Annotated in this window: 17 protein-coding genes and 1 tRNA gene; 13 read left to right on the top strand and 5 right to left on the bottom strand. The window is 74.3% G+C overall.

The window, feature by feature from the left end:
• Nucleotides 1–7 precede the first annotated feature (7 nt).
• From V6N00_RS11380 to V6N00_RS11370, 3 genes are read right to left on the bottom strand one after another with little or no spacing between them, the layout of a single operon-like run.
• On the bottom strand, nucleotides 8–2,644 hold the full coding sequence (locus tag V6N00_RS11380; RefSeq protein WP_334232446.1) for a transglutaminase TgpA family protein: 2,637 nt from the start codon (nucleotides 2,642–2,644) through the stop codon (nucleotides 8–10).
• Entirely contained in the window at nucleotides 2,641–4,293 is a 1,653-nt protein-coding gene (locus V6N00_RS11375) for a DUF58 domain-containing protein (RefSeq protein ID WP_334232445.1), read from the bottom strand. Before V6N00_RS11375 ends, V6N00_RS11380 begins: the two co-directional genes overlap by 4 nt.
• A 35-nt stretch (nucleotides 4,294–4,328) precedes the next feature.
• The gene (locus V6N00_RS11370; RefSeq protein ID WP_416385077.1) at nucleotides 4,329–5,324 is read right to left on the bottom strand and encodes an AAA family ATPase; all 996 of its coding nucleotides are present in this window, start codon (nucleotides 5,322–5,324) and stop codon (nucleotides 4,329–4,331) included.
• 87 nt (nucleotides 5,325–5,411) lie between these two features.
• Between V6N00_RS11370 and V6N00_RS11365 the strand changes: the two genes are divergently transcribed.
• The 5 genes from V6N00_RS11365 to V6N00_RS11345 all read left to right on the top strand — a co-directional run bounded on the left by V6N00_RS11365 (nucleotide 5,412) and on the right by V6N00_RS11345 (nucleotide 11,873).
• Nucleotides 5,412–6,443: a TatD family hydrolase gene (locus tag V6N00_RS11365; RefSeq protein ID WP_334232442.1), complete on the top strand. Its 1,032-nt coding sequence runs from the start codon at nucleotides 5,412–5,414 to the stop codon at nucleotides 6,441–6,443.
• A gap of 229 nt (nucleotides 6,444–6,672) precedes the next feature.
• Nucleotides 6,673–7,983, top strand: a complete 1,311-nt coding sequence (locus V6N00_RS11360; RefSeq protein WP_334232439.1) for a ubiquitin-like domain-containing protein — start codon at nucleotides 6,673–6,675, stop codon at nucleotides 7,981–7,983.
• Nucleotides 7,984–8,068: 85 nt separating this feature from the next.
• Nucleotides 8,069–8,962: a 16S rRNA (adenine(1518)-N(6)/adenine(1519)-N(6))-dimethyltransferase RsmA gene (gene rsmA, locus V6N00_RS11355; protein ID WP_334232437.1), complete on the top strand. Its 894-nt coding sequence runs from the start codon at nucleotides 8,069–8,071 to the stop codon at nucleotides 8,960–8,962.
• Nucleotides 8,963–8,964: 2 nt separating this feature from the next.
• Nucleotides 8,965–9,963 carry a 4-(cytidine 5'-diphospho)-2-C-methyl-D-erythritol kinase gene (locus V6N00_RS11350; RefSeq protein WP_334232735.1) on the top strand — a complete coding sequence of 333 codons (999 nt, stop codon included), beginning with the start codon at nucleotides 8,965–8,967 and terminating at the stop codon, nucleotides 9,961–9,963.
• 86 nt (nucleotides 9,964–10,049) lie between these two features.
• The gene (locus V6N00_RS11345) at nucleotides 10,050–11,873 is read left to right on the top strand and encodes an ABC-F family ATP-binding cassette domain-containing protein (protein ID WP_334232436.1); all 1,824 of its coding nucleotides are present in this window, start codon (nucleotides 10,050–10,052) and stop codon (nucleotides 11,871–11,873) included.
• An 18-nt stretch (nucleotides 11,874–11,891) separates the two neighbouring features.
• On the opposite strand, the gene V6N00_RS11340 is transcribed toward V6N00_RS11345, so the two are convergent.
• Together V6N00_RS11340 and V6N00_RS11335 are read right to left on the bottom strand one after the other, a co-directional pair.
• Nucleotides 11,892–12,539, bottom strand: a complete 648-nt coding sequence (locus tag V6N00_RS11340; RefSeq protein ID WP_334232435.1) for a class I SAM-dependent methyltransferase — start codon at nucleotides 12,537–12,539, stop codon at nucleotides 11,892–11,894.
• Nucleotides 12,536–12,709 carry a hypothetical protein gene (locus V6N00_RS11335; RefSeq protein WP_198928489.1) on the bottom strand — a complete coding sequence of 58 codons (174 nt, stop codon included), beginning with the start codon at nucleotides 12,707–12,709 and terminating at the stop codon, nucleotides 12,536–12,538. Before V6N00_RS11335 ends, V6N00_RS11340 begins: the two co-directional genes overlap by 4 nt.
• A 186-nt stretch (nucleotides 12,710–12,895) precedes the next feature.
• On the opposite strand from V6N00_RS11335, the gene V6N00_RS11330 reads away from it, so the two are divergent.
• The 8 genes from V6N00_RS11330 (at nucleotide 12,896) to V6N00_RS11295 (ending at nucleotide 23,847) form a co-directional block, all read left to right on the top strand.
• Nucleotides 12,896–13,909, top strand: coding sequence for a hypothetical protein (locus tag V6N00_RS11330; RefSeq protein WP_334232432.1), 1,014 nt, complete (start codon nucleotides 12,896–12,898; stop codon nucleotides 13,907–13,909).
• Nucleotides 13,910–14,107: 198 nt separating this feature from the next.
• Nucleotides 14,108–14,179 (top strand) — tRNA-Gln (locus V6N00_RS11325).
• A gap of 34 nt (nucleotides 14,180–14,213) precedes the next feature.
• Entirely contained in the window at nucleotides 14,214–15,716 is a 1,503-nt protein-coding gene (gene glmU / locus V6N00_RS11320; RefSeq protein WP_334232430.1) for a bifunctional UDP-N-acetylglucosamine diphosphorylase/glucosamine-1-phosphate N-acetyltransferase GlmU, read from the top strand.
• Nucleotides 15,713–16,696, top strand: a complete 984-nt coding sequence (locus tag V6N00_RS11315) for a ribose-phosphate diphosphokinase (protein ID WP_334232428.1) — start codon at nucleotides 15,713–15,715, stop codon at nucleotides 16,694–16,696. The genes glmU and V6N00_RS11315 overlap by 4 nt, the downstream gene beginning before the upstream one ends.
• 344 nt (nucleotides 16,697–17,040) lie before the next feature.
• Nucleotides 17,041–17,685 carry a 50S ribosomal protein L25/general stress protein Ctc gene (locus tag V6N00_RS11310; protein WP_334232427.1) on the top strand — a complete coding sequence of 215 codons (645 nt, stop codon included), beginning with the start codon at nucleotides 17,041–17,043 and terminating at the stop codon, nucleotides 17,683–17,685.
• 34 nt (nucleotides 17,686–17,719) lie between these two features.
• Entirely contained in the window at nucleotides 17,720–18,304 is a 585-nt protein-coding gene (pth, locus tag V6N00_RS11305; protein ID WP_334232426.1) for an aminoacyl-tRNA hydrolase, read from the top strand.
• 225 nt (nucleotides 18,305–18,529) lie between these two features.
• The gene (locus V6N00_RS11300) at nucleotides 18,530–21,175 is read left to right on the top strand and encodes a LuxR C-terminal-related transcriptional regulator (protein WP_334232425.1); all 2,646 of its coding nucleotides are present in this window, start codon (nucleotides 18,530–18,532) and stop codon (nucleotides 21,173–21,175) included.
• The gene (locus V6N00_RS11295; protein WP_334232424.1) at nucleotides 21,172–23,847 is read left to right on the top strand and encodes a LuxR C-terminal-related transcriptional regulator; all 2,676 of its coding nucleotides are present in this window, start codon (nucleotides 21,172–21,174) and stop codon (nucleotides 23,845–23,847) included. The genes V6N00_RS11300 and V6N00_RS11295 overlap by 4 nt, the downstream gene beginning before the upstream one ends.
• Nucleotides 23,848–24,166 lie beyond the last annotated feature (319 nt).

Genomic DNA, 24,166 nt, shown 5'->3' with positions numbered 1-24,166 from the left:
GGGCCGGTCAGCCGTCGTGCCGGTCGTCCGGCCGCGATCGCGAGCGGCCCAATCGGGCGCGGTGGGTGAGAATGCGCGCGGACAGGGGTCGCCAGGACGAGGACCGGCCGGACGGGGGTCGTGCCGCCGACCGGGTGACCAGCGACCGCGGCGCCAGGTGCGCCCACCACCGGGCGGGCCGGGAGAGCGGCTGCAGCAGGGCCGCACGGATGGTCTCGACGTCGGCGACCTGCACCCGCCCGGCGTCGTCCCCGGGGCGGGAGCCGGCACCGTCCACCACGCGGAGCGACGCCCCGGACGCCGACCCGGCGCCCGCGAGCACCGGCGGGCCGTACCGGGCCCGCTCCACCGCGCCGACGAGGCGTTCGGCCGCGGCCTCAGGCAGGGCGACGGAGCTCTCCTGCCCGAGCCGGGCCAGGAAGCCTCGCGGTGTCTCGTGGGCGCCCGGCCCGCGCCCGACGTCGACGGCCGTGTCCAGGACCTCCTGCCAGGCCGTGAGGGCGGCGGACCCGCTGTCGGCGTCGCGCACCGCATCCAGCCGTCGCCGGCGGCGGCCCGCCCGCAGCAGCGCCGGGACGAGGAGCACCGCGACGAGGGCGACGATCCCGAGGGACAGGCCGACCAGCCACGGCGAGCTGGCCCGGGTCGCCTGCGTGGTCGCCGTGCCCGGGGCCGTGGTGGCCGGTGCGCTCTCCGGCGCCGCCGACGCGGGCGCCCCGGCCTGCTGCCGCGGGTCCGCCTCGCTGCTGTTCGGGGCGGTGGACGACGTGCTGCCCGGCGTCACGGTGTACCCGGGCAGCACACCGCGCCCGGGCGTCGGCTCGAACGGCACCCACCCGTAGTTCTCGAACCAGAGCTCCGGCCACGCGTGCGCGTCCCGGGAGTCGGAGGAGAAGGTCTGCCACTGCTGCCCTCGCGGGGCCCGGGTGGCGTCGCCGACCGGCCCGTCCGCGGCCCGTCCCGGCGCGAGCCCGACGACGATGCGGCTCGGGATCCCCATCACCCGGGCGAGCACGGCCATCGTGGACGCGAAGTGCACGCAGTAGCCCTCGCGCTGGGTCAGGAACTCCCCGACGATCCGGATCCCGGTGCCGTCGTACCCGTTGCGGCCCGGCGCATCGAGCGAGTACGTGAAGGAGCCGCCGCGCAGGAACTGCTGGATGGCCAGGGCCCGCGCGAAGTGGTCCGGGCTGGTCGCCGCGATCCGGTCCGCGGTCTCCGTGATCACCGCGGGCATCCGGTTCGGCAGCTGCAGGCTCGACGCCATCGACGCCGGCACCCGGTTGGGGGAGTCGAGCAGGGCCTGCCGGGTCAGCTGCGGCGTGATCAGCTGGGTGACGTACTCGGCGGAGGAGTAGCCGTGGCCGTCGGCCGTCCGCACGTCTCCGGTGCCCGGATCGACCACCCACCGGGCGTCGTTCGTGCCGATGAAGCGGGCGTTCTGCGGGACCGGGAGCCACGGCATCGAGTACCCCGTGGTCTGCACGCGGGCGTAGTCCGTGCGCCCGGTCGTGGTGGGGCTGTCCGCGATGGTGTTGCGCAGCGTCTCGTAGGAGTCCGGGTTCTGGTCCGGTCCCCACTGCGACCCGTCCAGGTCGGTGATCGTGGACATCCGCAGGTACAGGGGCGTGTCGGCGGTCGTGGAGTACCGCAGCTCGCCGCGGCCGGCCTGGGGCGCCTTGAGGTCGTCGCCGAGCCGGATCAGCGGGCTGACCCGGTCGTCGGGGTCGACGAGCCGGAGCCGGGATCCGTGCGGGAAGAGGCCCGTGCTGAAGCCGGGGATGGCGGCCGGCACGGCGAGGGAGGCGACGAGCACGACGACGCACAGGACGGCCGTCGAGACCCAGCCCGCCGGTGCGGAGTCCAGGGTGTCGGCCTGCCGGGTCGACCGCGCGGTGACGGCACGACCAGAAACGGGTCCGGACGCCGGAGAGGGAGCGGGGAAGGGGGCGGCCGACGCCTCCGAGGACCGGCGCAGCGCCCACGCGTGCCCGCCGGCGAGCACCAGCAGGTAGCCGACCGCCGCCCCGGCGAAGCCGAGCACGCCGATGCTGTCGGGGCGCATCAGCGCGGGCACGAGCAGCAGCGCGATGAGCGGCACGCCCCCGAGCGCGGGCATCCGCAGGCTGAAGACGAGCGCCTCGACGACGAGCGCGATGAGGCCCGCCGCGATCGAGAGCAGCATGAGGGTGCCGGTGTCGGCCTCGACCGGGATCACCGAGGTGCGGATCAGGTCCGACGTCGCCGTGAGGGCGTCGGCGGCGGCGGTGAGCGTCCCCGTCGTCGGGACGACGCCGAGCACCGCCGTGGCCGGGAAGTAGACGGCGGTGACGGCGGCGACGAGCACCACGGCCCCCGCGACGGTGAGCAGGCCCTCGGGCGCCCGGACCGCCCGCAGCAGGGCGACCGGCAGGAGCGCGACCGCCGTGCACACGAGTACCGGCACCATCCAGGCGTTGCCGAGCAGCACACCGGTGATCGGGGGCAGGGTCAGGGCGACGGCGGCCAGCACGACGAGGGAGGGCACGACGCCGAGGAGGTCGAGGCGCCCGGCCCGGCCGCCGCCCCGATTCCTGACGGAGGAGCTGCCGTTGTCGGCGCGTCCCGGTGGTGGTGACGCGGGACGGGTGTCGGTGACGGTCATCGGGTGGATCCTCGGGATGCGGAGTGCCCGCCGGGCCGGCTGCTGGTGGGGGCCGGTCCGGGGAGGGGGGTGTCGACGGGGCCGGTGGTCAGCGGGTGCCGCTGGGCCGGGCGGGAGGCGTGCTCGTGGGTGAGCGCCTGCCACGTGGAGCGGACGGTCTCGTGCCGGTCGACGGCGACGGCCGCCCAGCCGGCGTCGCGCAACCGGTCCAGGGTGCGGGTCGCCGCGTCGGGCCGCGGCACGACGAGGACGACGTGCGCCGCCGCGACCGAGCCGGCGAGGGCGGCCAGCCGCGCCGCCTCGGCGTCGGTGAGCTCGCCGGCGAGGACGAAGAGGTCCCCGTCCGGCACGTCGTGGGGCAGCCCCCGCAGCACGGCCGGGTCGAACACGGCACTGGCGTCGGTGGCCGTCCTGCCGGGGCCGCCGCGCCGCGTGCCCCGGCGCGGGAAGGACCGCCGCGCGCCCGCGCCGTCGTCGCGCCCGCCGGCGCGCAGCGACAGGCCGGCCAGACCCTCGGCGAGGTCGTCGATGCCCGCGGTGCGGGCGAACAGCTCCTGCGCTCCGTCGACCGCCGTGGGGCTCGCCTCGAGCAGCGGGCGCCCGTCGGCGGCGCGGACGACGACGTCGGCGCCCACGCGGCTCAGCTCCGACGCGACGGACAGGCCGAGGCTGACGAGCAGCTCGAACCCGTCACTGGTCACCAGCTCACCGCTGGACGCCGACGGGGCGAACGCGGCGCCCGTGCGGGACAGGTGCGCGCCGAGCCGGTCGTCGATCAACAGCACCGCGGGCGGCGTCGTCGTGCTCAGCTCCTGGCGCACCATGAGCTTGCCGTGCCGGGCGCTCGCCGGCCAGTGCACGCGGCGGATCGGGTCGCCCGGGTGGTAGTCGCGCGTACTGACGTCGATGTCGGACTGCGCGGTGGTCCGCACGGCCGGGCTCAGGCCCCGCACGTCGCGCCAGCCCTCGTCCTGCCCGCCGCGCAGGTCGACGAGCCGGGGTCGGACGACCACGACGTCGGCCTCGCCCGTGAGCACCTGCCGCGCGGTCATGCCGAAGGGGTCCTGGCGACGCAGCCGCAGCGGCCCGGCGGTGTAGACGCCGCGCCGGGTGGGGTGCAGCTCGTAGCGGTAACGGCCGCGCACGCGCCGGGTGCGCGGCCCGTCGCCGGCCGGCACCTGGCCCGGCTCGGGGACGCGGAACCGCAGCGCGGTGCCCAGGGCCGGGTCGACGTCCTCCTGCGCGAGCGCCTGCACGCCGTTGACGGTGCCGTCGACGGCCAGGTGCACGCGCACGGGCCGGCCGACCTCGGCCTGCTCGGGCTCGAACCAGCGCCGCGCGGTCAGCACGGGCCGGGACCAGCGCAGGTACAGCAGGCCCGCGGCGGGCAGCAGGGCGAGGAAGACGCCGAGGGAGAGCAGGTCGCGCCGGCCCAGCACCTGCGCGGCCAGCAGCGCCACGACGGCGACGGCCAGGAAGCTCCACCCGCGCCGGGTCAGGGGCCAGCGGGCCTCCTCGGCGGTGCCGGAGGTGCGGGCGGGCCGGGCCGAGGCCGCCGTGCGCGCCCGGTCGCGCGGACCGTCGCCGTGCCGTCCGCGGCCCCGGGAGGATCCGCCCCGGGATCCTCGTGCGGTGGCGTCGCGGTACATGGCCGCCGTCCCTTCCCGTCCGTCCCGTGCGGTCGTCAGCCTCGCCCCGACTCGACCGGCACGGACGCGAGGATGGAGTCCAGGGCGTCGGCCACGGCGGCGTCGGGGTCGGAGGACCGGCGCACCGGCACGAGGCGGTGCGCCAGGACGGTCGGGGCGAGACGGGCGACGTCGTCGGGCAGCACGTAGTCCCGGCCCGAGAGCGCGGCCTCCGCCTTCGAGGCCCGCAGCAGTTGCAGCAGCGCACGGGGGCTCGCGCCGAGCGCCAGGCCCGCGTGCGTGCGGGTCGCGGTGCCGATCCGCACCACGTAGGCGTGCACCGCGTCGGAGACGTAGACGGCGCGCACCTGGCGGATGAGGGATGCCACCTCGTCGAGGCCGATCACGGGGCGCAGGTCGTCCAGCGGCGAGGCGGCCTGGTGGGTGCGCAGCATCGTGATCTCGGCGTTCTCGTCCGGGTACCCGAGCGCCACCCGCGCCATGAACCGGTCGCGCTGCGCCTCGGGCAGCGCGTAGGTGCCCTCCATCTCGAGGGGGTTCTGCGTCGCGACGACCATGAACGGCTCGGGCAGCAGGTGGGTGATGCCGTCGGCCGTGACCTGCCGCTCCTCCATGCACTCGAGCATCGCGGACTGCGTCTTCGCGGACGCCCGGTTGATCTCGTCGGCGATCACGAGGTGGGCGAACACGGGACCGGGACGGAACTCGAAGGCGGTCGTGCGCTGGTCGAAGATCGCCACCCCGGTCACGTCCGAGGGCAACAGGTCCGGCGTGAACTGGATCCGGTTGACGGTCGCGTCGATCGTCCGGGCGAGGGAGCGGGCCAGGAGGGTCTTGCCCACCCCGGGCACGTCCTCCAGCAGCAGGTGACCCTCCGCGAGCAGGACCGTCAGCGCGGTGCGGGCCGCTTCGGCCTTGCCGTCGATCACCGTGCCGATCGCGTCGAGGACCGCCGTGGTCAGAGCCGCGAACGGCGCCTCCGCCAGGCCGGCCGTGGTGCCCGGATCTGTGGCCATGAACTCTCCGTCCATCACGGTGCGGTGGCCGCACTGCCCGGCGGGCGTGCGCTACCGCGATCCGTCCAGCGTACCCAACGCCGCCCTGACTACGCTGGACACATGTCCTCCTCTGACGCCGACGTCCGCCCGACCGCGCCGGAGGCACCGCCCGAGTACCGGACCCCGCAGACGAACCACGCGACGGACGCAGCGACCGACTCGGCAGCGCCGGACGCCGACCCCGGCCGGCGGCGCAGTGCGACGGGGGAGAACGGCCGGTCCCGCCGGCTGACGTACCCGCCGGCGCCCGAGCCGCTGCCGCTGCCGGTGATGGACAACCACACCCACCTGGACTTCCACGACGGGCTCGTCGAGGTCGACGTGCCCGACGCGCTCGACGCCGCCGAACGGGTCGGCATCGCCGGGGCGGTGCAGGTCGGGTGCGACCTCGAGTCCTCCCGCTTCACCGTCGCCGCGATCGAACGGGACCCGCGCCTGCTCGGCGCCGTCGCGATCCACCCGAACGAGGCCGTCCGGTACGCCGCGCGCGGCGAACTGGAGGCCGCCCTGGCCGAGATCGAGGCGCTCGCGGCCCACCCGCGGGTCCGGGCGATCGGGGAGACGGGCCTGGACTACTTCCGCACACCGCGCGAGGATGCCGGCCCGCAGCACGAGTCGTTCCGCCGGCACCTGGACCTCGCGTGCCGGCTCGGCAAGGCCCTGCAGATCCACGACCGGGACGCCCACCACGACGTCGTCGCCATCCTGCAGCAGGAGCCGCAGCCGCGCGCCGTCGTCTTCCACAGCTTCTCGGGCGACGGCGAGCTCGCGCGGCTGTGCAACGAGCGGGATTGGTACATGTCCTTCTCGGGGACCGTCTCGTTCGGCAACGCCGACGCCCAGCGGGAGGCGCTGCGGGTCGCGCGGCCCGAGCTCGTGCTCGTCGAGACGGACGCGCCGTTCCTCACGCCGCACCCGCACCGGGGGCGCCCGAACGCCAGTTATCTCGTGCCGTACACGGTGCGGTCGATGGCCGCGACGCGGGCGATGGACGTCGCCGAGCTGTGCACGGTACTGCGCGAGAACACCGAACGGGTGTACGGCTCGTGGGCCCCGGAGACCGTGGCGGCGGACGCGGGTCGCACCGCCTGATCGAGGACACGCCCGGCACGTCTCCGGGCGACGTCCTGTTGGTCATCAGGTCACGATTCGGTTACGGTCGATGGAGGTCGCCCGTCAGTCCGGGCCACCGCCGTCCCGTTGCCGCGTCCCTGCCCCTCCCGGGTGAGCGACCGGCGGCGGGTCCTCGTCGAAGCCCTGGGGGCCTGCAGTGATCATCCGCCCGGACCTTCCTCGCCCGCGCCCTCGCCGGGTCGCCGGAGTGGTTCTCGGTGCCGTCCTCGTCGGTGTGCTGGCCGTCGCCGGTGCCGTCGGCCTCGCCGTCGCCGCGCCCGCCCGGACCGTCACCATCACGGTGTCCGACGGCGCCGCCGCACCGACGAGCACGTCGGTGCAGTCGGGTGCCGGGCGGGTCGGGGACGTGCTCGCGCAGGCCGGCGTGACGACGGGCGCGCAGGACGCCGTCGACCCGGGCCTGGACGAGCAGGTGGGCGACGACGACACCATCCACATCACGCGGGCCAGGGAACTGGACCTGCTCATCGACGGCCAGGCGCGCCACCTGACCACCCCGCTGCACACGGTGGGGGAGCTCATCCACTCGCTGGCCCTGCCGGCCGGCAGCCGCGCCGCCGTCCCCGACGACCGCGATCTGACGACGGTGCCGCGGCCGCTGGCGATCGCGACGCCCAAGCGCGTGACCATCACCGCCGACGGGCGTACCCGCACCGTGCGCACCGCCGCCCCGACCGTCCGGCAGGCCATCACCGAGCAGGGCATCACGATCGGGCCGCGGGACCAGGTCGCCCCGGATCCCGGCAGCGTACCGACCGCGCAGCTGCGCATCTCGGTCACCCGGATCGGCACCGGCGCCACCGTCGACGAGCGCGAGAACGTGCCGTTCAGCACCGAGGTGCGGCAGGATCCCACCCGCTACGCGGGCGAGAGCGTCGTGCTGCGGGAGGGCGTTCCCGGGGTCATCGTGCGCACCTTCACGACGCGCATGGTCGACGGGCAGCCGCGCGGGCGGGTGCTGGTCGGCTCGACGACCGTGCGGCAGCCGGTCTCCCGGATCCTCTCGGTCGGCACCCTGGACCGGCCCGGTCAGGCGCCGCCGGCCGACGGAGCGGTCCCGGGCCCGGGGAGCGCCCCGGCCCCGGCGGTGCCCGCACCCGCCGGTGTCGTCCCGGCTCCCGCGACCCCTGCGCCGGCCGAGCCGGCCCAGCCCACGGCGGCTCCGTCGGACGCCGCGCCGGTGCCGTCCGCTCCGGCCCAGTCCGCGCCGTTGGCGCCCGTCCCGGCGCCGAGCGCGCAGGAGCCGAGCCAGGCCGACGCCGTGATGCCGTGGATGGGATCGCGCACGGGTACGCCCGCCCCCTCCCAGCCCGCACCGTCCCAGCCCGTGCCCGCGCCGTCGCTGCCGACGCCGCAACCGACGGCCCCGTCGTCGCCCGCTCCGCAACCGACGACGGGGTCGACCGGGGGTGCGACGGGCAGCATCGACCCGTGGACGGCGCTCGCCGGCGGAGCCTCGGGCAGCGTCGCCTCGGCCCTGGTCGGCCCCCTCGCCTGAGCGGCGCCGCCCGGCCGACGCTGGGGTGACGCCGCGCGTCCACCCGGTGGGCGGAAGGGTCCGTCCGCGTCGCTACGATGACTGCATGACCGCTGACCTGCCCGCGCCCGCGGCCGGCTCCACCACCGGCCTGCTGGGCGCGGCGCAGATCCGCCGGCTCGCCGAGCAGGCCGGCGTCCAGCCGACCAAGACGCTCGGCCAGAACTTCGTCATCGACCCCAACACGATCCGGCGCATCGTCACCGCCGCGAACGTCACCCCGGACGAGACGGTGCTCGAGGTCGGCCCCGGCCTCGGTTCGCTCACGCTCGGTCTGCTCGACGCAGCGACCGCCGTCGTCGCCGTCGAGATCGACCCCGTCCTCGCCGGGCAGCTGCCCGCGACCGTGCGCCAGTACCGGCCGGACCGCGCCGGCGCCCTCTCCGTCGTCACCGCCGACGCCGCCGCCGTCACCGGCCTGCCCGGCCGGCCCACCGCCCTCGTCGCGAACCTGCCGTACAACGTCGCCGTCCCCGTGCTGCTGCACCTGCTCGAGACGGTGCCGACCCTCACCCACGGGCTCGTCATGGTGCAGGAGGAGGTCGCGGACCGCCTGGCCGCCGGGCCCGGCAGCCGCGTCTACGGGGTGCCCTCGGCCAAGGCCGCCTGGTACGCGGACGTCCGCCGGGCGGGCACCGTCGGGGCCAACGTCTTCTGGCCGGCGCCGCGCATCAGCTCCGGTCTCGTCTCCTTCGTCCGGCGGGCCTCCCCGGCGACGACGGCGACGCGGCGCGAGGTGTTCGCCGCCATCGACGCCGCCTTCGCCCAGCGTCGCAAGACCCTGCGCGCCGCGCTCGCCGGATGGGCCGGCTCCCCGGCGGCGGCCGAGACCGCACTGCGGGCCGCCGGCATCGACCCCTCCGCCCGGGGCGAGACCCTCGACGTCGGCGCGTTCGCCCGGCTCGCCCAGCACCACCCCGACCGGCAGCAGGACGCGTGAGCATGCCGGGAACCCGCAGCTCGGTCACCGTCAGCGCTCCCGGCAAGGTCAACGTCTCGTTCCTCGTCGGCCCGCTCGGTGCGGACGGCTACCACCGGGTGGCCAGCGTCTACCAGGCCGTCTCCCTGCTCGAGCACGTCACCGCGACGGCGACCGACGAGCCCGGCATCAGCCTGTCCGTCGAGTTCACCCCCGGCAGCGTGCTCGCCAGCCAGGCGCGACGGCAGCTGGACACCGGCGTCGACCTGCTCGCCTCGATCCCGCGGGACGCCACCAACCTCGCCGCCCGCGCCGCCGCCCTCGTCCTGGCCTCCTCCGACTGGGACGGCGGCGTCCACCTGCAGCTGAGCAAGGCCGTGCCCGTCGCCGGCGGCATGGGCGGGGGATCGGCCGACGCGGCCGCTGCCCTCGTCGCGTGCGACGCGCTGCTCGGCACCGCGCTCGGCCACCGGGCCCTCGCCCGGCTCGGGGAGCAGCTCGGCGCCGACGTCCCCTTCGCCCTGCTCGGCGGCGTCGCCGTGGGCCTGGGCACCGGCACCGAGCTGACGCCGGCGCTCGCCCCGGTCCCGTTCCACTGGGTGCTCGTCCCGGCCCGCTTCGGCATCTCCACGCCGCAGGCCTTCACGGCCCTCGACGAGCACCGGCGGGCCGTCGCCGGCGGTGCCGGGCCCGACCGCATCCCGGTCCCCGCCCCGCCCGCCGACGTCCTGCACGCCCTGCGCGCCGGCGATCCGCACGGCCTGGCCGCCGTCCTGCACAACGACCTGCAGGAGCCCGCGCTCACGCTGGCCCCCCAGCTGCGGCCCGTCCTCGCCGAGGGACTGGCCGCGGGCGCGCTGGCCGGGATCGTCTCGGGCTCGGGTCCCACCCTCGCGCTGCTGTGCATCGACGAGGACGACGCCGAGGCGGTCGCCACGAGTCTCGGCCACCGTGACATCCCGGCAGTGCCGGTGACCGGCCCGGTCGGCGGCGCCCAGATCCTCTCCCGCACCGGCGGCTGAGGGCTTCCGGTCGTCCGGTCGGACCAGGAGTCGGTCCGTTCGGCGCGTCGTCGGCGTGTCGCTCCACGGCCTACCCTTGAAGGGATATGGCGCATCTTCTGGGGGCCGAGGCCCTCCACCTCGAGTACCCGACCAAGGTCGTCTTCGACTCCGTGACCCTCGGGGTCGAGGAGGGCGACCGGATCGGCATCGTCGGCCGCAACGGCGACGGCAAGTCCTCCCTGCTGGCGATGCTCGCCCGTCGGCGCGAGCCGGACAGCGGCCGGGTCACGGTCCGCGGCGGCACCCGCATCGGCGTCCTCGAACAGGCCGACACCCTGCCCGACGACGAGACGATCGGCCACGCCGTCGTCGGCGACGAGCCGGAGCACGAGTGGGCCGGCGACGCCCGCACCCGCGACGTCATCGCCGGCCTGCTGGGCGACCTGCCCTGGGACGCCCGGCTCGGCACCCTCTCCGGCGGACAGCGCCGCCGTGTCTCCCTGGCCCGGCTCCTGCGCGGGGACCACGACATCCTCGCCCTCGACGAGCCCACCAACCACCTGGACATGGAGGCCATCACGTGGCTCGCCGGGCACCTCAAGCGGCGGTGGAGCGCCAACGCCGGCGGCCTGCTCGTCGTCACCCACGACCGGTGGTTCCTCGACGAGGTGTGCAACGCGACCTGGGAGGTGCACGACCGCATCGTCGAGCCCTTCGAGGGCGGCTACGCGGCGTACATCCTCCAGCGCGTCGAGCGGGACCGGCAGGCCGCCGCGACCGAGGCACGGCGGCAGAACCTGGCCCGCAAGGAGCTCGCGTGGCTGCGCCGCGGCGCCCCCGCGCGCACGTCCAAGCCGAAGTTCCGCATCGACGCGGCCAACGCCCTCATCGCCGACGTCCCTGAGATCCGCAACCGCGTCGACCTGCAGTCCCTGGCCGTCTCGCGGCTGGGCAAGGACGTCGTCGACCTGCTCGACGTCTCCGTCGCGTACGAGGACCGGGAGGTGCTGCACCGGGTCGAGTGGCGGATCGCGCCGGGGGAGCGGACGGGCATCCTCGGAGTCAACGGTGCGGGCAAGTCCACGCTGCTGGGCCTGGTGGACGGCGCGGTGGACCCGACGTCGGGACGGGTCAAACGGGGCAAGACGGTCAACGTCGCGACCCTGACCCAGCGGCTCGACGAGCTCGAGGAGCACCTCGCGGACCCGGTGCGCGTCGTCGTCGCACGGCTCCGTTCCACCTACACGCTCGGCACCGGGTCGAAGGCGCAGGAGCTGACGCCCGGCCAGCTGCTCGAGCGGCTCGGTTTCGCCTCGGCGCAGCTCTCGACGCCGGTCAAGGACCTCTCCGGCGGGCAGAAGCGGCGGCTGCAGCTGCTGCTGATCCTGCTCGAGCAGCCCAACGTGCTGATCCTCGACGAGCCGACGAACGACCTGGACACGGACATGCTCGCCGCGATGGAGGACCTGCTCGACTCCTGGCCGGGCACCCTCATCGTCGTCAGCCACGACCGGTACTTCCTCGAGCGGGTCACCGACCAGCAGTACGCGATCCTCGACCGGCGGCTGCGGCACCTGCCTGGCGGCGTCGACGAGTACCTCCGGCTGCGCACCGCGCAGGAGGCGGCCGGGTCCGGCTCCTCGCACAACGCCGGCTCGAACAGCGGCTCATCGAACGGCACGGGCTCGGGTTCCTCGACCGGTGGACTCTCGGGCGCCGACCTGCGGGCCGCGCAAAAGGAACTCGCCGCGATCGAGCGGCGCCTCGGCAAGCTCGCCGAGCAGGTCTCCACGCGTCGCACCGCGCTCGCGGACCACGACCAGGCGGACTACGTCGGCCTGAACAAGGAGATGGCGGTGATCAACGAGCTCGAGCAGGAGACCGCCGAGCTCGAGGAACGGTGGCTCGAGCTCGGCGAGTCCCTCTGACGGGAAGTGCCGACGCCCTCAGCGGCGTTGCGCGAGCAGCACACCGTCGAGCAGCTCCGCGGACTCTCCTGAGGGCCCGGTCGCGGGGCGGCTGCTCGTCCGTGCGGTGACGATCCGCCACGCGGGCCCCAGCTCGAGATCGGCGAACTCCTGCTCCGGCCCGGGGAAACGGTGCCCGGGCTGCCGGGCGAGCCCCGACCACGGCGGGGGCGCCGCGTGCGAGACGACCAGCAGATGACCGCCGACGCGGATGTGCTCGGCCGCACGCCGCAGGATCGCGGTGCGCGGGACCTCGACGGGGGAGTGCAGGAAGCTCGCCGTCACGAGGTCGTACGGCCCCTCGGGTTCCCACTTGGTCAGATCCGCCGCGACGAACCGGGCGACGGCGCCCAGGCCCCGGTCCTCCGCCGCGCGGCGGGCACGGTCGACGGCGGTCGGCGCGATGTCGACCCCGGTCACGGTCCAGCCAAGGCCGGCGAGCCAGATCGCATCCGCGCCCTCACCGCACGCGAGATCCAGGGCCGTGCCCGGCGACAGGGGCGAGACGGCCTCGACCACCGCCGGGTTCGGGCGCCCGGACCACACGCGCTGCTCGTCGCGGTACCGGCGCTCCCAGAACTGCCGGGGGCTCCGGTCGGCCGCGTCGTCGTGCCGGTGGTCGGTCACCGTCCGAAGAGACGCGCGAACAGGCCGCCCTCGGCCGGCGCCTTCTGCTCCTTCGGGTGGCCGTTGCACCACTGGCCGGCGGGAACCGAGCGCTTGACGTCGGCGACGTGCTGGCCGCATCCGGCCCAGGTGGTCTTTCCGCAGGTCTTGCAGGTCACGGCTCGGCACATGGTGGTTCTCCTCCACGATTCACGGGTTCGGTGGTTCACGGGTTCGAGCGACGGTGGTGTCGCTCGTCGATCACTATACCCCCGGGGGTATCTGGTCCGGTAGTCGGGCGGAGCCCGGAGCCGCCGGTGCAGCGAGCACGCGTGGCCCGCCGCCGCGCTGTTCGCGCGGCGTGGAAGACTGAGCGCATGACGACTGCCGCTCCGCGCATCGAGCCCGGTGAACCCGCACCCGGTTGGCTCGTGGACGGAGCGGCCGGTCTCGACGAGGTGATCGAGCAGTGCCGCGCGCACGACGTCACCGTCATCGGGCTGGCGGCCGGCCCGGGGGAGGCCCTGGGCATCCACCTCGGCTCCCGCGTGCGTGACGACTACCGGCGACGGCTGCGGGAGGCGGGCCTGCGCCTGATCACCGTGACCGCGCCGGCCGACCTGCTCGCGGAACGGCCCGACGAGGGCGTCGCCGCGGACGTCGCCGAGTACCTCGACCTCGCCGCCGACGTCGGCGCCGAATCCCTGACCCTCACGCTGACCGCCGCGCAGACGGTCGCCCGCGTCGCCGGTGACCCCGCCGGCGGCCATGCCGTGGACCGGCTGCGCATGCTCGCCGACCGTGCCGCCGCCCTCGACGTCGCGGCCGTCCTGCGCAACGCCCCGGCCGTGCCCCGGATCGGGCAGGTCATCGACCTGATCGACGTGCTCCACGACCAGCTCGGCGACGCCGAGGAAAGCCCCGCCGATCCGCGTCCGGCACCGGGCACGGGGTTCGACGGCACCGGCACCCAGGTGTCCCCGGCCGTTCAGGCCGCCGACGGTGCCGGCGGGGCCGCTGGTGTCAGTTCCGGCGGACACGACTCCTCCGGCCGCACCGCGACCTCGCAGCGCGCCGGCTCCACCCGCGACCGGTCGGCTGATCCAGCGCCGGGCGGCGCCGGTCGCCCCGTCGTCATCGGCGCCGTCTGGGACGTGGCGACGAGCCTGGCCGCGGGTGAGGACGCGGTGACCGGGTGGAACCGCGTGCAGCGGTTGCTGCTGCAGTCGCACGGCCACGTGGTGGCCCCCGACGGCGCGACCGCCGCGGCCCTGCACCACGCCGTCCCGGCCAGCGTCCCGGTGCCCTTACTGGTCGCCGGCCGGCCCGGTGACCACGCCACCCGGGCGGCGGCGGAGGGCGACGACCACGCGACCCCGCCGAACGTCTGAGGCGCGAGCGCGAGCCGCAACGCCCGGACCGCCCCGTCCGGCACCGTCGACGCCGCCCCCTCAGGACCACCTCCGTGGAGCCCGCCGACACGGCCGGACCGCGACCGCGCACCCCGACGGGGCGGCCCGCCGATTCACCACCCCCTCCGGCCGGGACCTACACTGTGGGGGTCGCCCGGCGCAGTGAGACCGGGCGGGTCCGCCCTGGTGTAATGGCAGCACCCCGGCCTTTGGAGCCGTGGAGTCTAGGTTCGAGTCCTAGGGGCGGAACGACCCGAACCCCGATGCGAGGAGAACGAATCCCGTGAGCAGTGACCGGCAGCCCGATACCGGCCGGACCCGTCCCACCGCCGTGATCGTCCTGGCCGCCGGCGCCGGCACCCGGATGAAGTCAACCCGGCCCAAGATCCTCCACGAGATCGCCGGACGGTCCCTCGTTGACCACGCCGTGCGGGCGGCCGGAGGCCTGGAGCCCGAGCGGCTGGCGGTCGTCGTCCGCCACCAGCGCGACGTCGTCGTCGAGCACCTCGCCGTCGTCGCCCCCGACGCCGTGATCGTGGACCAGGACGAGGTGCCCGGCACCGGCCGCGCCGTCGAGGTCGCGATCGAGGCCCTGGGTGACGTCGAGGGCACCGTCGTCGTCACCTACGGCGACGTGCCCCTGCTGTCCACCGACCTGCTCGGCGAACTCGTCGCGGCGCACCGGCCCGGCGGCGTCACCCTGCTGACCACCGAACTCGACGAGCCCGGGGCCTATGGCCGCGTGCTGCGCGCCGCGGACGGTTCCGTCGACGGCATCGTCGAGTTCAAGGACGCGACCGAGGAGCAGCGCGCGATCCGCGAGGTCAACTCCGGCATCTACGCGTTCGACGCCGCGCTGCTGCGCCGCGTCCTGCCGCAGCTGAGCACCGAGAACGCCCAGCGCGAGAAGTACCTGACCGACGTGATCGGCATGGCCCGGGCCGAGGGCGTCCCGGTGACCGCGCTGACCTGCCCCGACCGGTGGCAGCTCGAGGGCGTCAACGACCGCGTCCAGCTCGCCGCGGTCGGCGCGGAGCTGAACCGCCGCACCGTCGAGGCCTGGATGCGCGCCGGCGTCACCGTCGTGGATCCGGCCACCACGTGGATCGACCGCGACGTGACGTTCGGGTCCGACGTGACCGTGCTCCCGGGTACCCAGCTGCACGGGCGCACGACGGTCGCCACGGGCGCCACGGTCGGCCCCGACACGACGCTGACCGACGTCGTCATCGGCGCGAACGCCTCGGTGGTCCGCACGCACGGTTCGGGCGCACGGATCGGCGACGGCGCCACCGTCGGCCCCTTCGCCTACCTGCGGCCCGGCACGGACCTGGGCGCCGACGGCAAGATCGGCACGTTCGTCGAGACGAAGAACGCCACGATCGGCGCCGGCTCGAAGGTCCCGCACCTGAGCTACGTGGGCGACGCGACCATCGGCACCAACTCGAACATCGGCGCGGCCAGCGTCTTCGTCAACTACGACGGCGTCAACAAGCACCACACGACCATCGGCTCGGACGTGCGGATGGGCAGCGACAATATGTACGTGGCGCCCGTCACCGTCGGCGACGGCGCCTACAGCGGGGCCGGTACCGTGATCCGCAAGGACGTTCCCGCCGGTGCCCTCGCCATCAACGTCGCCCCCCAGCGCAACCTCGACGGCTGGGTGACCACCAACCGCGCCGGCACCGCCGCCGCCGCGGCAGCCGAGCGGGCGGGAACCGCCGCGGACGCGGCATCGAACTCCACCACCGACCGACCGACGGCAGAAAGCGATCCTTCATGACGGGCATCAAGGTCCAGGGCGAGAAGCGGATGGTGCTGATCGCCGGCCGCGCACATCACGAGCTGGCCGAGCAGGTCGCCGAGGAACTCGGCATCGAACTGCTGCCGACCTCCGCGTACGACTTCGCGAACGGCGAGATCTACGTGCGGTTCGAGGAGAGCATCCGTGGGTGCGACGTCTTCGTGCTGCAGGCGCACCCGTACCCCATCAACAAGTGGCTGATGGAACAGCTGATCATGATCGACTCCGCCAAGCGGGCCTCCGCCAAGCGGATCACGATCGTCTCGCCGTTCTACCCCTACGCCCGGCAGGACAAGAAGCACCGCGGCCGCGAGCCCATCTCCGCCCGCCTCGTCTCCGACCTGTACAGGACGGCCGGCGCCGACCGCCTCATGAGCGTGGACCTGCACACCGCGCAGATCCAGGGCTTCTTCGACGGTCCGGTCGACCACCTGATGGCGATCCCGCTGCTGGCCGACTACGTCCGCACCCGGGTCGACGTCGACGAGGTCACGGTCGTCTCCCCGGACACCGGTCGCGTGCGCGTGGCCGAGCAGTGGGCCGAGCGGCTCGGCGGGGCGCCCCTGGCGTTCGTGCACAAGAGTCGCGACATCACCGTGCCCAACCAGGCCGTCTCCAAGCAGGTCGTCGGCCAGATCGAAGGACGCACCTGCGTGCTGATCGACGACATGATCGACACCGGCGGCACGATCGCCGGTGCCGTCAACGTCCTCAAGCAGGCCGGTGCGCGTGACGTCATCATCGCCGCGACCCACGCCGTGTTCTCCGACCCCGCCGCCCGCCGGCTGGCCGAGAGCGGGGCCCGCGAGGTCATCGTCACGAATTCGCTGCCGGTGCCCCCGGAGAAGCGGTTCCCGAACCTGACCGTGCTCTCGATCGCGCCGCTGCTGGCACGGGCGATCCACGAGGTGTTCGACGACGGCTCGGTCACCAGTCTGTTCGACGGCGTCGCCCACTGACGCGACGCACGATCGCACAGCAGAAGGGGAGCGCCGGGGAACCGGCGCTCCCCTTCTGCATTCCCGGATCGCACGCCCGGCGTCCTGCCGCGGCGTCGCTTCTGCCGCACTATTCCGCTCCCACCGTTTCACCGCCCGCGGCCGAGCCGGTAGACTGGTGAAGTTGCCCAGGCGAGGGAGCACCCGCTCCGTGATCGACGACATGGCATCCCCGGCCGGATTCCGGCCGGCAGCTTTCGGTGATCAGCGCAGACTGATCGCCCGCAGAGCAGGGATCCCCGTCTGGCAGGCCCCGGGCCGCGGACACCTCCGCGGCCACCGTCGACCGCCTCCAGGAGGACACCATGGCAGCCAAGACGCTGACCGCCACGTCGCGCACCGAGTTCGGCAAGGGTGCGGCCCGCCGCATCCGAGCCAACAATGAGATCCCCGCCGTCATCTACAGCAACGGCGCCGAGCCGCTGCACGTGACCCTGCCCGGTCACCAGACCATGCTGGTCGTGCGCACCGTCAACGCGCTTCTCGAGATCGACGTGCAGGGCGAGAGCCACCTGACCCTGGTCAAGGACGTGCAGCGCAACCCCGTCACCCAGCTGATCGAGCACATCGACCTGCAGGGCGTCCGCCGCGGCGAGAAGGTCACCGTCGACGTGCTCGTGCACGTGGTCGGCGAGCAGGCCGACCCCAACGCCTACGTCAACCTCGACCAGACCAGCGTCTCCGTCGAGGCCGACGCCACCGCGATCCCCGAGTCCTTCGAGGCCGACATCACCGGCCGCGAGATCGGCGACCACCTGTACGTCTCGGACCTGGCGCTGCCCGCCGGCGTCACCCTGGTCACCGACCCGGAGACCCTGCTCGTGAACATCGCCGAGCCCACCGTCCAGGACCTGGGCGAGGAGCCGGAGACCGAGGAGGCCGCCGAGGGTGAGGCCGCCGAGGGTGAGGCCGCTGAGGGCGAGGCCGACGCGGACGAGTCCGCCGAGTGATCACCAGCACCACCGCGTCCGGCGCTCACCAGGCGTGAGCGCGGACACCTGGCTCGTGGCCGGGCTCGGGAATCCCGGGCCCGGCTACGCGCGTCACCGTCACAATGTCGGGGCCATGGTGCTCGAGGAGCTGGCCGGGCGCATCGGCGCCGGCTTCAGCACCGACCACCGCGCCCGCGCCACCGTCGCCACCGGCCGGCTGCGGCCCGGCGGCCCGCGGGTCGTGCTCGCGCAACCGGCCGTGTACATGAACACCTCGGGTGGCCCCGTCGCCGCGCTGCTGCAGTACTACAGCATCACCGCGGCCCAGTTGATCGTCGTGCACGACGAGCTGGACATCCCCTTCGACGACGTCCGGCTCAAGCGCGGCGGCTCCGAGGGCGGCCACAACGGCCTCAAGGACATCACCCGGGCGATCGGCACGCGGGACTACGTCCGCGTCCGCGTCGGCATCGGGCGGCCGCCGGGCCGTCGGGACCCCGCGGACCACGTGCTCAGCGACTTCGCGAAGAGCGAGCAGACCGTGCTGCCGATGCTGGTCGACACGGCCGCCGACGCGGTCGAGGCCGTGGTCGACGACGGGCTGCTCGCCGCTCAGCAGCGGTTCCACGCCCGCTGAGCGGGCTCGCGCGTCACGCTCGCGGCCGCCCGCGGACGTGTGGGCGCTGCCGTGTATGATCACGACCAGTCGCAGACGTACTCGTCAGTACCCCACAATGACGTGGGGTCATGACGGGTGCGTGACTCGGGATCGGGGGGATCTCGTGGCCGAACGGGGGCACTGTACATGGGGATGGGCCGTACGCACGTCGGCGATGATGGGGGTCATCGACCGCTCGACCTCGTGGTGCCCCATCACCGGACCCGCCTGCGCGGCCGCGACCAGGAGATCGCCACAGCCCTCACCGAGCTGAGGGGTGCCCACGGGCGCTCGGTCCTCGTCGTCGGCGAGGCCGGCAGCGGCAAGACGGCTCTGCTCGGCCAGATCGTCCACGACCTGGCTCCCGACACCGAGGTGCTCACGGTCCGCGGCAGCGTCGCGATCGCCGGCTCGGACTACGCGACCCTCGGCCTTCTGGTCAGCGAGCTGACCGAGCCGGAGCTCACCCACCCGTTCCTCGTCGTCGACGGCCTCACCCGGCTGCTGCGCGGCAGGGCGGCCGGCCGGCCCGTCGTCGTCGGGGTCGACAACGCCGACGCCGTCGACGCCCGCAGCGTCGTCGTCCTCAACGAGCTCTGCGCCCGCGGTGTCGTCCGCCTCGTCCTGTGCACCCCCGACGCGGACCTGCTGGACCCGGTGCTGCAGCGCCTGGTCTTCTCCGGCGGACTGCACCGCATCGATCTCTCACCCCTGAGCCTGCAGGACGCGGGCCTGCTGCTGGCCGACGAACTCGGCGGCGTCCTCTCCCGGATGGCGTCCTTCACGATCTGGGACGCCGCGGCGGGAAATCCCCGGTACCTGCAGATGATGCGGATGAGTCTGCTCGCGGAGGACCGGCTGGTGCTCCAGGACGGCATCTGGGTGCTGCGGGAGGTCACCGGTCAGGCCGAGCGGAGCCGCCGACGCACCCTCGAGCGCATCCTCGGCATGCGGGAGGAGCACCGCCGTATCGTCGACATCCTGGCCTGCGTGAGGGAACTGCCCCTGCCGCTGCTGCTCGACCTCGCCGGGCACGACGTCCTGGACGAACTGCTCAGCCAGCGCCTGCTGCTCGTCGACCAGCGGCGTGCCCCGGCCGTCCGCCTCCGGCACCCCGCGCTCGGTGACCTCGTCCGGGCGGAGATGCCGCTGCTGCGCCGTCGTGCGCTGCACGGCGAGGTGCTCGCGGCGGTCGGGGACCGGCCGCTGCCCGTCGCCACGCGTGCCGGCCTGGTCGAGTGGGCGGTCGACGCCCACGAGACGGTGGCCGCCGAGGACGTGCTCGCGGCCGCCGAGTACGCGCTGCAGGCGCTCGACCCGGCCCGCGCCGCCCACCTGGTCGAGAGCTTCCCGCGCGCCGCGGACGACGTGCACGCCCTCGTCATCACGCTGGACGTGCTGTGCGCCTCCGGCAACTTCCGGCGCGCCGAGCAGGAGCTGACCGCCTGGGCGCGCCGGGGTGTGGAGGTGACCGACGCCGAGGCCGTGGCGCTGGCCGTCGCCGAGCAGAGTGTGTTCCGGAGCCTGCCCGGCGGCTACGAGCGCGCCGGCGCCGCGCTGATCGCCGCACGCACCCGTGCCGCCGGCGACGAGGGCCTGCTCTCGCGCATCGTCACCGCCGAGGTCGAGCTCGCCGCCCACCAGGGCCACTACGCGGACATCGTCGCCACCCACCTGCCCGACGGTGTGGACGCGGCCCTGCCGAAGGCCGGGTCCGTGCTCTCCGCCGACTGCATCACCCGGCTGGGATGGATCGCCGAGGCGCTGGCGCACGTCGGCCGCACCACGGACGCCATCCGGCTGATCGTGGCCACGGGCGCCGCTTTCCCGCCCGACGGGGTCTCCCCGATGGCGCGCTTCGCCTTCACGGAGCACGAGTTCTTCATCCGCATGCTGGCCGTCGACTTCCCGCACTCGCGCCGGCTCGTCGCCCGCGGCCTCGAACAGTCGGACCCCACGCCGGGCCCGATCGTGCTGCTCGCGGGCCTGTGGGACGGGTTGATCGACAGCTTCACGGGGCACCACGACCGGGCGCTGGACTCGCTGCGGCCCGTCATCGCGCAGTTGGCCGTCGACGGCAGGGCGCCGGTGCTGTCCCTCGCCCTGGGGGCGGCGGCCTACAACTGCGCCCGGATCGGCCTGCCCGAGGAAGCGGCCGTCTTCCTCGCCCGGCTCGACGCGTACCGGGGCAATCCGGAGTGGCTGGTGCGCCGCTACGCCGACTACTTCCGTTCCGCGACGCGGCTCGTGCTCGAGGAGGACCGGGCCGCAGCGACCGCCGCGATGCTGAACCAGGCCCGGGCGGAGGAGGAGCAGGGACTGCTGCAGCTGGCCTTCGACCTGGCCGTCACCGCGCTCGTGACCGGGGACGAGGAGGCGGCCCGCGTGACGCGCCGGCTCGCCGAGCGTGTGCAGGGGCCTGCCGCCGCGATGGCGCTCGACCTGACGGCGGGCATCGCCGGCGGCGACCCGGCGGAGCTGCTCGCCGTCGGGGAGACGGCCGAGCGGCTCGAACTGGACGCCGTCGTCGCCGCGGTCGCCGACCGGGTGCTCGCGCTGGAGCCTGTCGCCGCGGCCGACCGGCGTGCGGCCCGGGCCCTGCTGCAGCGCGCCCAGCAGCGGACGGCCACCCCCGCCTCGGCCGCGCGGAGGCTCGAGGTGCTCACCCCGATGGAACAGGAGCTCGCTGTCGCCGTGGCGGACGGCGCCTCCAACGAGGAACTGGGCCGGCGCCTGCACCTGTCCCGGCGCACGGTCGAATGGCACCTGGCCAACATCTACGAGAAGCTGCCCGTCACCGGACGCGGTGAACTCGCCGCGCTCGTCGACCGCGCGCGGTCCGCCTCGTGAGCGACGTCTCGCCCCTGCTGCAGGGCAGCCGCCGGGTCATCGCCGAACGCATCGCGGAGCAGCTCCGGACGGGGATCGGCGGGGGCAGCGTCGTGCGCGGCGCCCTCGGGATGGGCAAGACCATGGTCGGCCGGGGCGTGCAGGACCTGCTCGACGGGGCGCTCCCGCTCTCCGCCGTGCTGGCCACGAGCAGTCTCGCGACCGTGCCCTTCGGGGCCCTCGGCCCGTACCTGAGTGGGCTGAGCGCGCGCGACGTCGACTCGCCCGTGGCGGTGATGCGCCAGCTGAACGCGCGGTTCCACCCGGACGCCGCCGGCCACGTTCCCGTGCTGGTCCTGGACGACGCCCAGTTCGTCGACGAGAGCAGCGCCGCACTCATCGCACAGCTCGTGGCCGGCGGCCAGCTGCGCCTCGTCGCGCTGGCCCGCACGTCGGCGGACCTGCCGACGGACCTGCTCCAGCTCGTCGTCGACGGACTGCTCGACCAGGTCGACATCGAGCCCATGGACGAGGAGGAGATCCAGCACCTGTGCGAGACCGTCCTCGCCGGCCCGGTCCTCCACAGCGTCGGCGGCTACCTCGCGCGCGCCTCGGAGGGCAACCCGATGATGGCGCAGGCGCTGATCGAGGGCGCCGTCCGCACCCACAGCCTGGTCCGGCGGCGGGGCGTGTGGATCCTCGTGGGGGAGTTCCCCAGCGCCGAGCTGCCGCTGACCGAGGTGATCAAGCGGGAGCTCGTGGGCAGGCCCCCCGCCGAGCGACGGGCCCTCGAGCTGGTGGCCCTGGCCGATCCGCTGCCGCTGGCCGTCGCCGAACGGCTCGGGCACCGCGAGTCCATCGCCCAGCTCGAGGCGGCCGGCATCCTCACCGTCAGCCAGGACGAGCCGCCCGTCGTGCGGCCGAGCCACCCCCTCTACGGAGACCTGGTGCGCGCACTCGTGCCGCGCGGCCGGTCCCTGCTGATCCGTCAGCAGCTGGTCGAGCAGATGGACTTCGACCCCTACTCGTTCGACGGGCTGCTGCACCACGTCGCGTGGTCGCTCGACTGCGGCATCCGGGTGCCGGACCAGCACCTGATCAAGGCCGCCCGTCTCGCGAACCAGGTCTACAACCCGGACTTCGCCCTGCGGGCCGCGTCCGTGGTGACCGATCCGGAGCTGATCGGCCAGGCCCAGGTGGAGATGGCCCGCGGCAACTTCCTGCGCGGCAACACGGCGCGGGCGGTGGAGATCGCCGAGTCGCTCGCGACGACGTCGTCCGAGCCTCTCGTGGTCGCGGCCGCGGTGATCCAGATGGCGCAGATCCACCTGCAGACCCTCGGGCTGCCCACCCCGCTGCGCGCCGACGCCCGGCTGTGGGGCACGGCGCTCGAACGGATCGAGGCCGAGCGGTCCGTGAACGAGTACGAGCAGGCCGTGCTGCGGCACGCACGGATCGGCATCGAGCTGATCGAGACCGGCGCCCTGCTGCTCGAGTCGCGGTTCGACGGGCTGGAGGAGCGGCTGCGGGCCATCATCGCGAGCCCGGACCAGAACCTGGCCTGCCGCGTCGTCGCCCTCACCCAGCTCGGCGAGGTGCTCGCCTGGACCGGACGGCCTCTTTCGGGGGTGGCCTGCACCGAGGAGGCGTTCGCCCTCATGCAGCAGTCGGCGTCGCTGACCGGGTTCCACGAATACGTCCTCACCCGTCACGTGATCGCCTGCATCCACGTCCCGCAGTGGCAGGCCGTCTCGACGATGATGCAGGCCTACAGCGATCGCGGCCCGGCCAATCTCCTCTACTTCGGCGGAGCCGTGGGCTTCGTGCGCGGCATGATCGGAGTGCTGACCGGAGACGTCGACGACGGCCTGGGCCACCTCGTGCCGGCGGTCGAGGCGCTGCGGGAGTCCGACGTGGAGAACTGCCTGCCCCTCGCGCTGGGGGTCACCGCCTTCGCCGCCTCCCTGCGGGGCGACGACGCGCTGGCCCAGCGGTCGCGGGAGGACTTCGAGTGGCTCCCCGCCCGGGACAACGACCCGAAGTACCAGATGGCCGGGGCGTTCATGGCGCTCGCGTCGGCGCCGACGGTGGGGGTCGACGCCGCCCTCGACGAGCTCGAGGCGATCGCGCGGGCCAGTGCGGAGTCCGGGGCGCTCACCCTCGAGGTGGATCTGCGTCTCTTCGGCGCCTTCCTCGCCCCGCTGCGCGACCCGCGACGGGTCATCGAGCTGACCGAGGGACACGAGAGCGAGTCGGCCGGCATGCTGCACGCGTACGCCCTGGCCCTGCTCGACGGGGACGGTGACGGTCTGGCCACCGCGGCGGACGTCGCCGCCGAGATGGGTTACCCGCTGATCGCCCTGCAGGCCCGCCGCGCGGCGGTTCCGTTGCTCGAGTCCGACGGAGGCCACGCCCGGGCGAGAGCGCTGCAGCGCCTGACCGCCGACGGCGCGCGCGCCCTCGGCGTGGACAGTGCGGAGGCGGACGGTGGCCCCGACCTGAGCGTGCTGACCCGGCGTGAACGCGAGATCGTCGAGCACCTGCTCGCCGGCCGGACGAACCGGCAGATCGCGGCGGCGATGGGGGTCTCGGTGCGCACCGTCGAGAACCATCTGTACCGCGTCTACCCCAAGCTGGGGGTGAGCCGGCGGGAGAATCTGCTGCCACGCTCGGGGCCCGGCACGGACCCTTAGAGTGGTCGTCCGGGGAATACCCGGTGGTGAGACGCTCATTACCGGCCGGTCACCTGTTTGACCGGTCGAATTAGAGTAGTCGGCCGGACAAGACCCGTAGTCCCAGCCCTGTTCGCGTCAGCGAACGCACCTAGACTGAAGGAGAAGCGGAAACAACGGGGGAAGATCTGCCGGGGGACCACGGCACGGTTTTCACATACTTTCCGCATCACCGAGAGCAGCCCTGGGGGGACTCTGCGAGGCTGCTCGGGTGGGGGTCACAAGCGACCGTTCGCGTGTTGACCACCCGCCATCCTCCCGGACCGGTGATCCTCACCGT

Origin of the sequence: Tersicoccus mangrovi, assembly GCF_036881825.1 — a bacterium.
GTDB classification, from domain to species: Bacteria; Actinomycetota; Actinomycetes; order Actinomycetales; family Micrococcaceae; genus Tersicoccus; species Tersicoccus mangrovi.
The sequence above is the reverse complement of the archived record's forward strand: the minus strand, read 5'-3'. Positions and strand labels throughout refer to the sequence as shown.

Bases quoted from the DNA above. Each gene is read 5' to 3' on its own strand.
- V6N00_RS11330 (WP_334232432.1), top strand. From the start codon at position 12,896: ATGACGACTGCCGCTCCGCGCATCGAGCCCGGTGAACCCGCACCCGGT.
- V6N00_RS11350 (WP_334232735.1), top strand. From the start codon at position 8,965: ATGCCGGGAACCCGCAGCTCGGTCACCGTCAGCGCTCCCGGCAAGGTC.
- V6N00_RS11335 (WP_198928489.1), bottom strand. From the start codon at position 12,709: ATGTGCCGAGCCGTGACCTGCAAGACCTGCGGAAAGACCACCTGGGCC.
- V6N00_RS11370 (WP_416385077.1), bottom strand. From the start codon at position 5,324: ATGGACGGAGAGTTCATGGCCACAGATCCGGGCACCACGGCCGGCCTG.
- V6N00_RS11310 (WP_334232427.1), top strand. From the start codon at position 17,041: ATGGCAGCCAAGACGCTGACCGCCACGTCGCGCACCGAGTTCGGCAAG.
- V6N00_RS11345 (WP_334232436.1), top strand. From the start codon at position 10,050: ATGGCGCATCTTCTGGGGGCCGAGGCCCTCCACCTCGAGTACCCGACC.
- V6N00_RS11315 (WP_334232428.1), top strand. From the start codon at position 15,713: ATGACGGGCATCAAGGTCCAGGGCGAGAAGCGGATGGTGCTGATCGCC.
- V6N00_RS11380 (WP_334232446.1), bottom strand. From the start codon at position 2,644: ATGACCGTCACCGACACCCGTCCCGCGTCACCACCACCGGGACGCGCC.
- rsmA (WP_334232437.1), top strand. From the start codon at position 8,069: ATGACCGCTGACCTGCCCGCGCCCGCGGCCGGCTCCACCACCGGCCTG.
- V6N00_RS11365 (WP_334232442.1), top strand. From the start codon at position 5,412: ATGTCCTCCTCTGACGCCGACGTCCGCCCGACCGCGCCGGAGGCACCG.
- V6N00_RS11375 (WP_334232445.1), bottom strand. From the start codon at position 4,293: ATGTACCGCGACGCCACCGCACGAGGATCCCGGGGCGGATCCTCCCGG.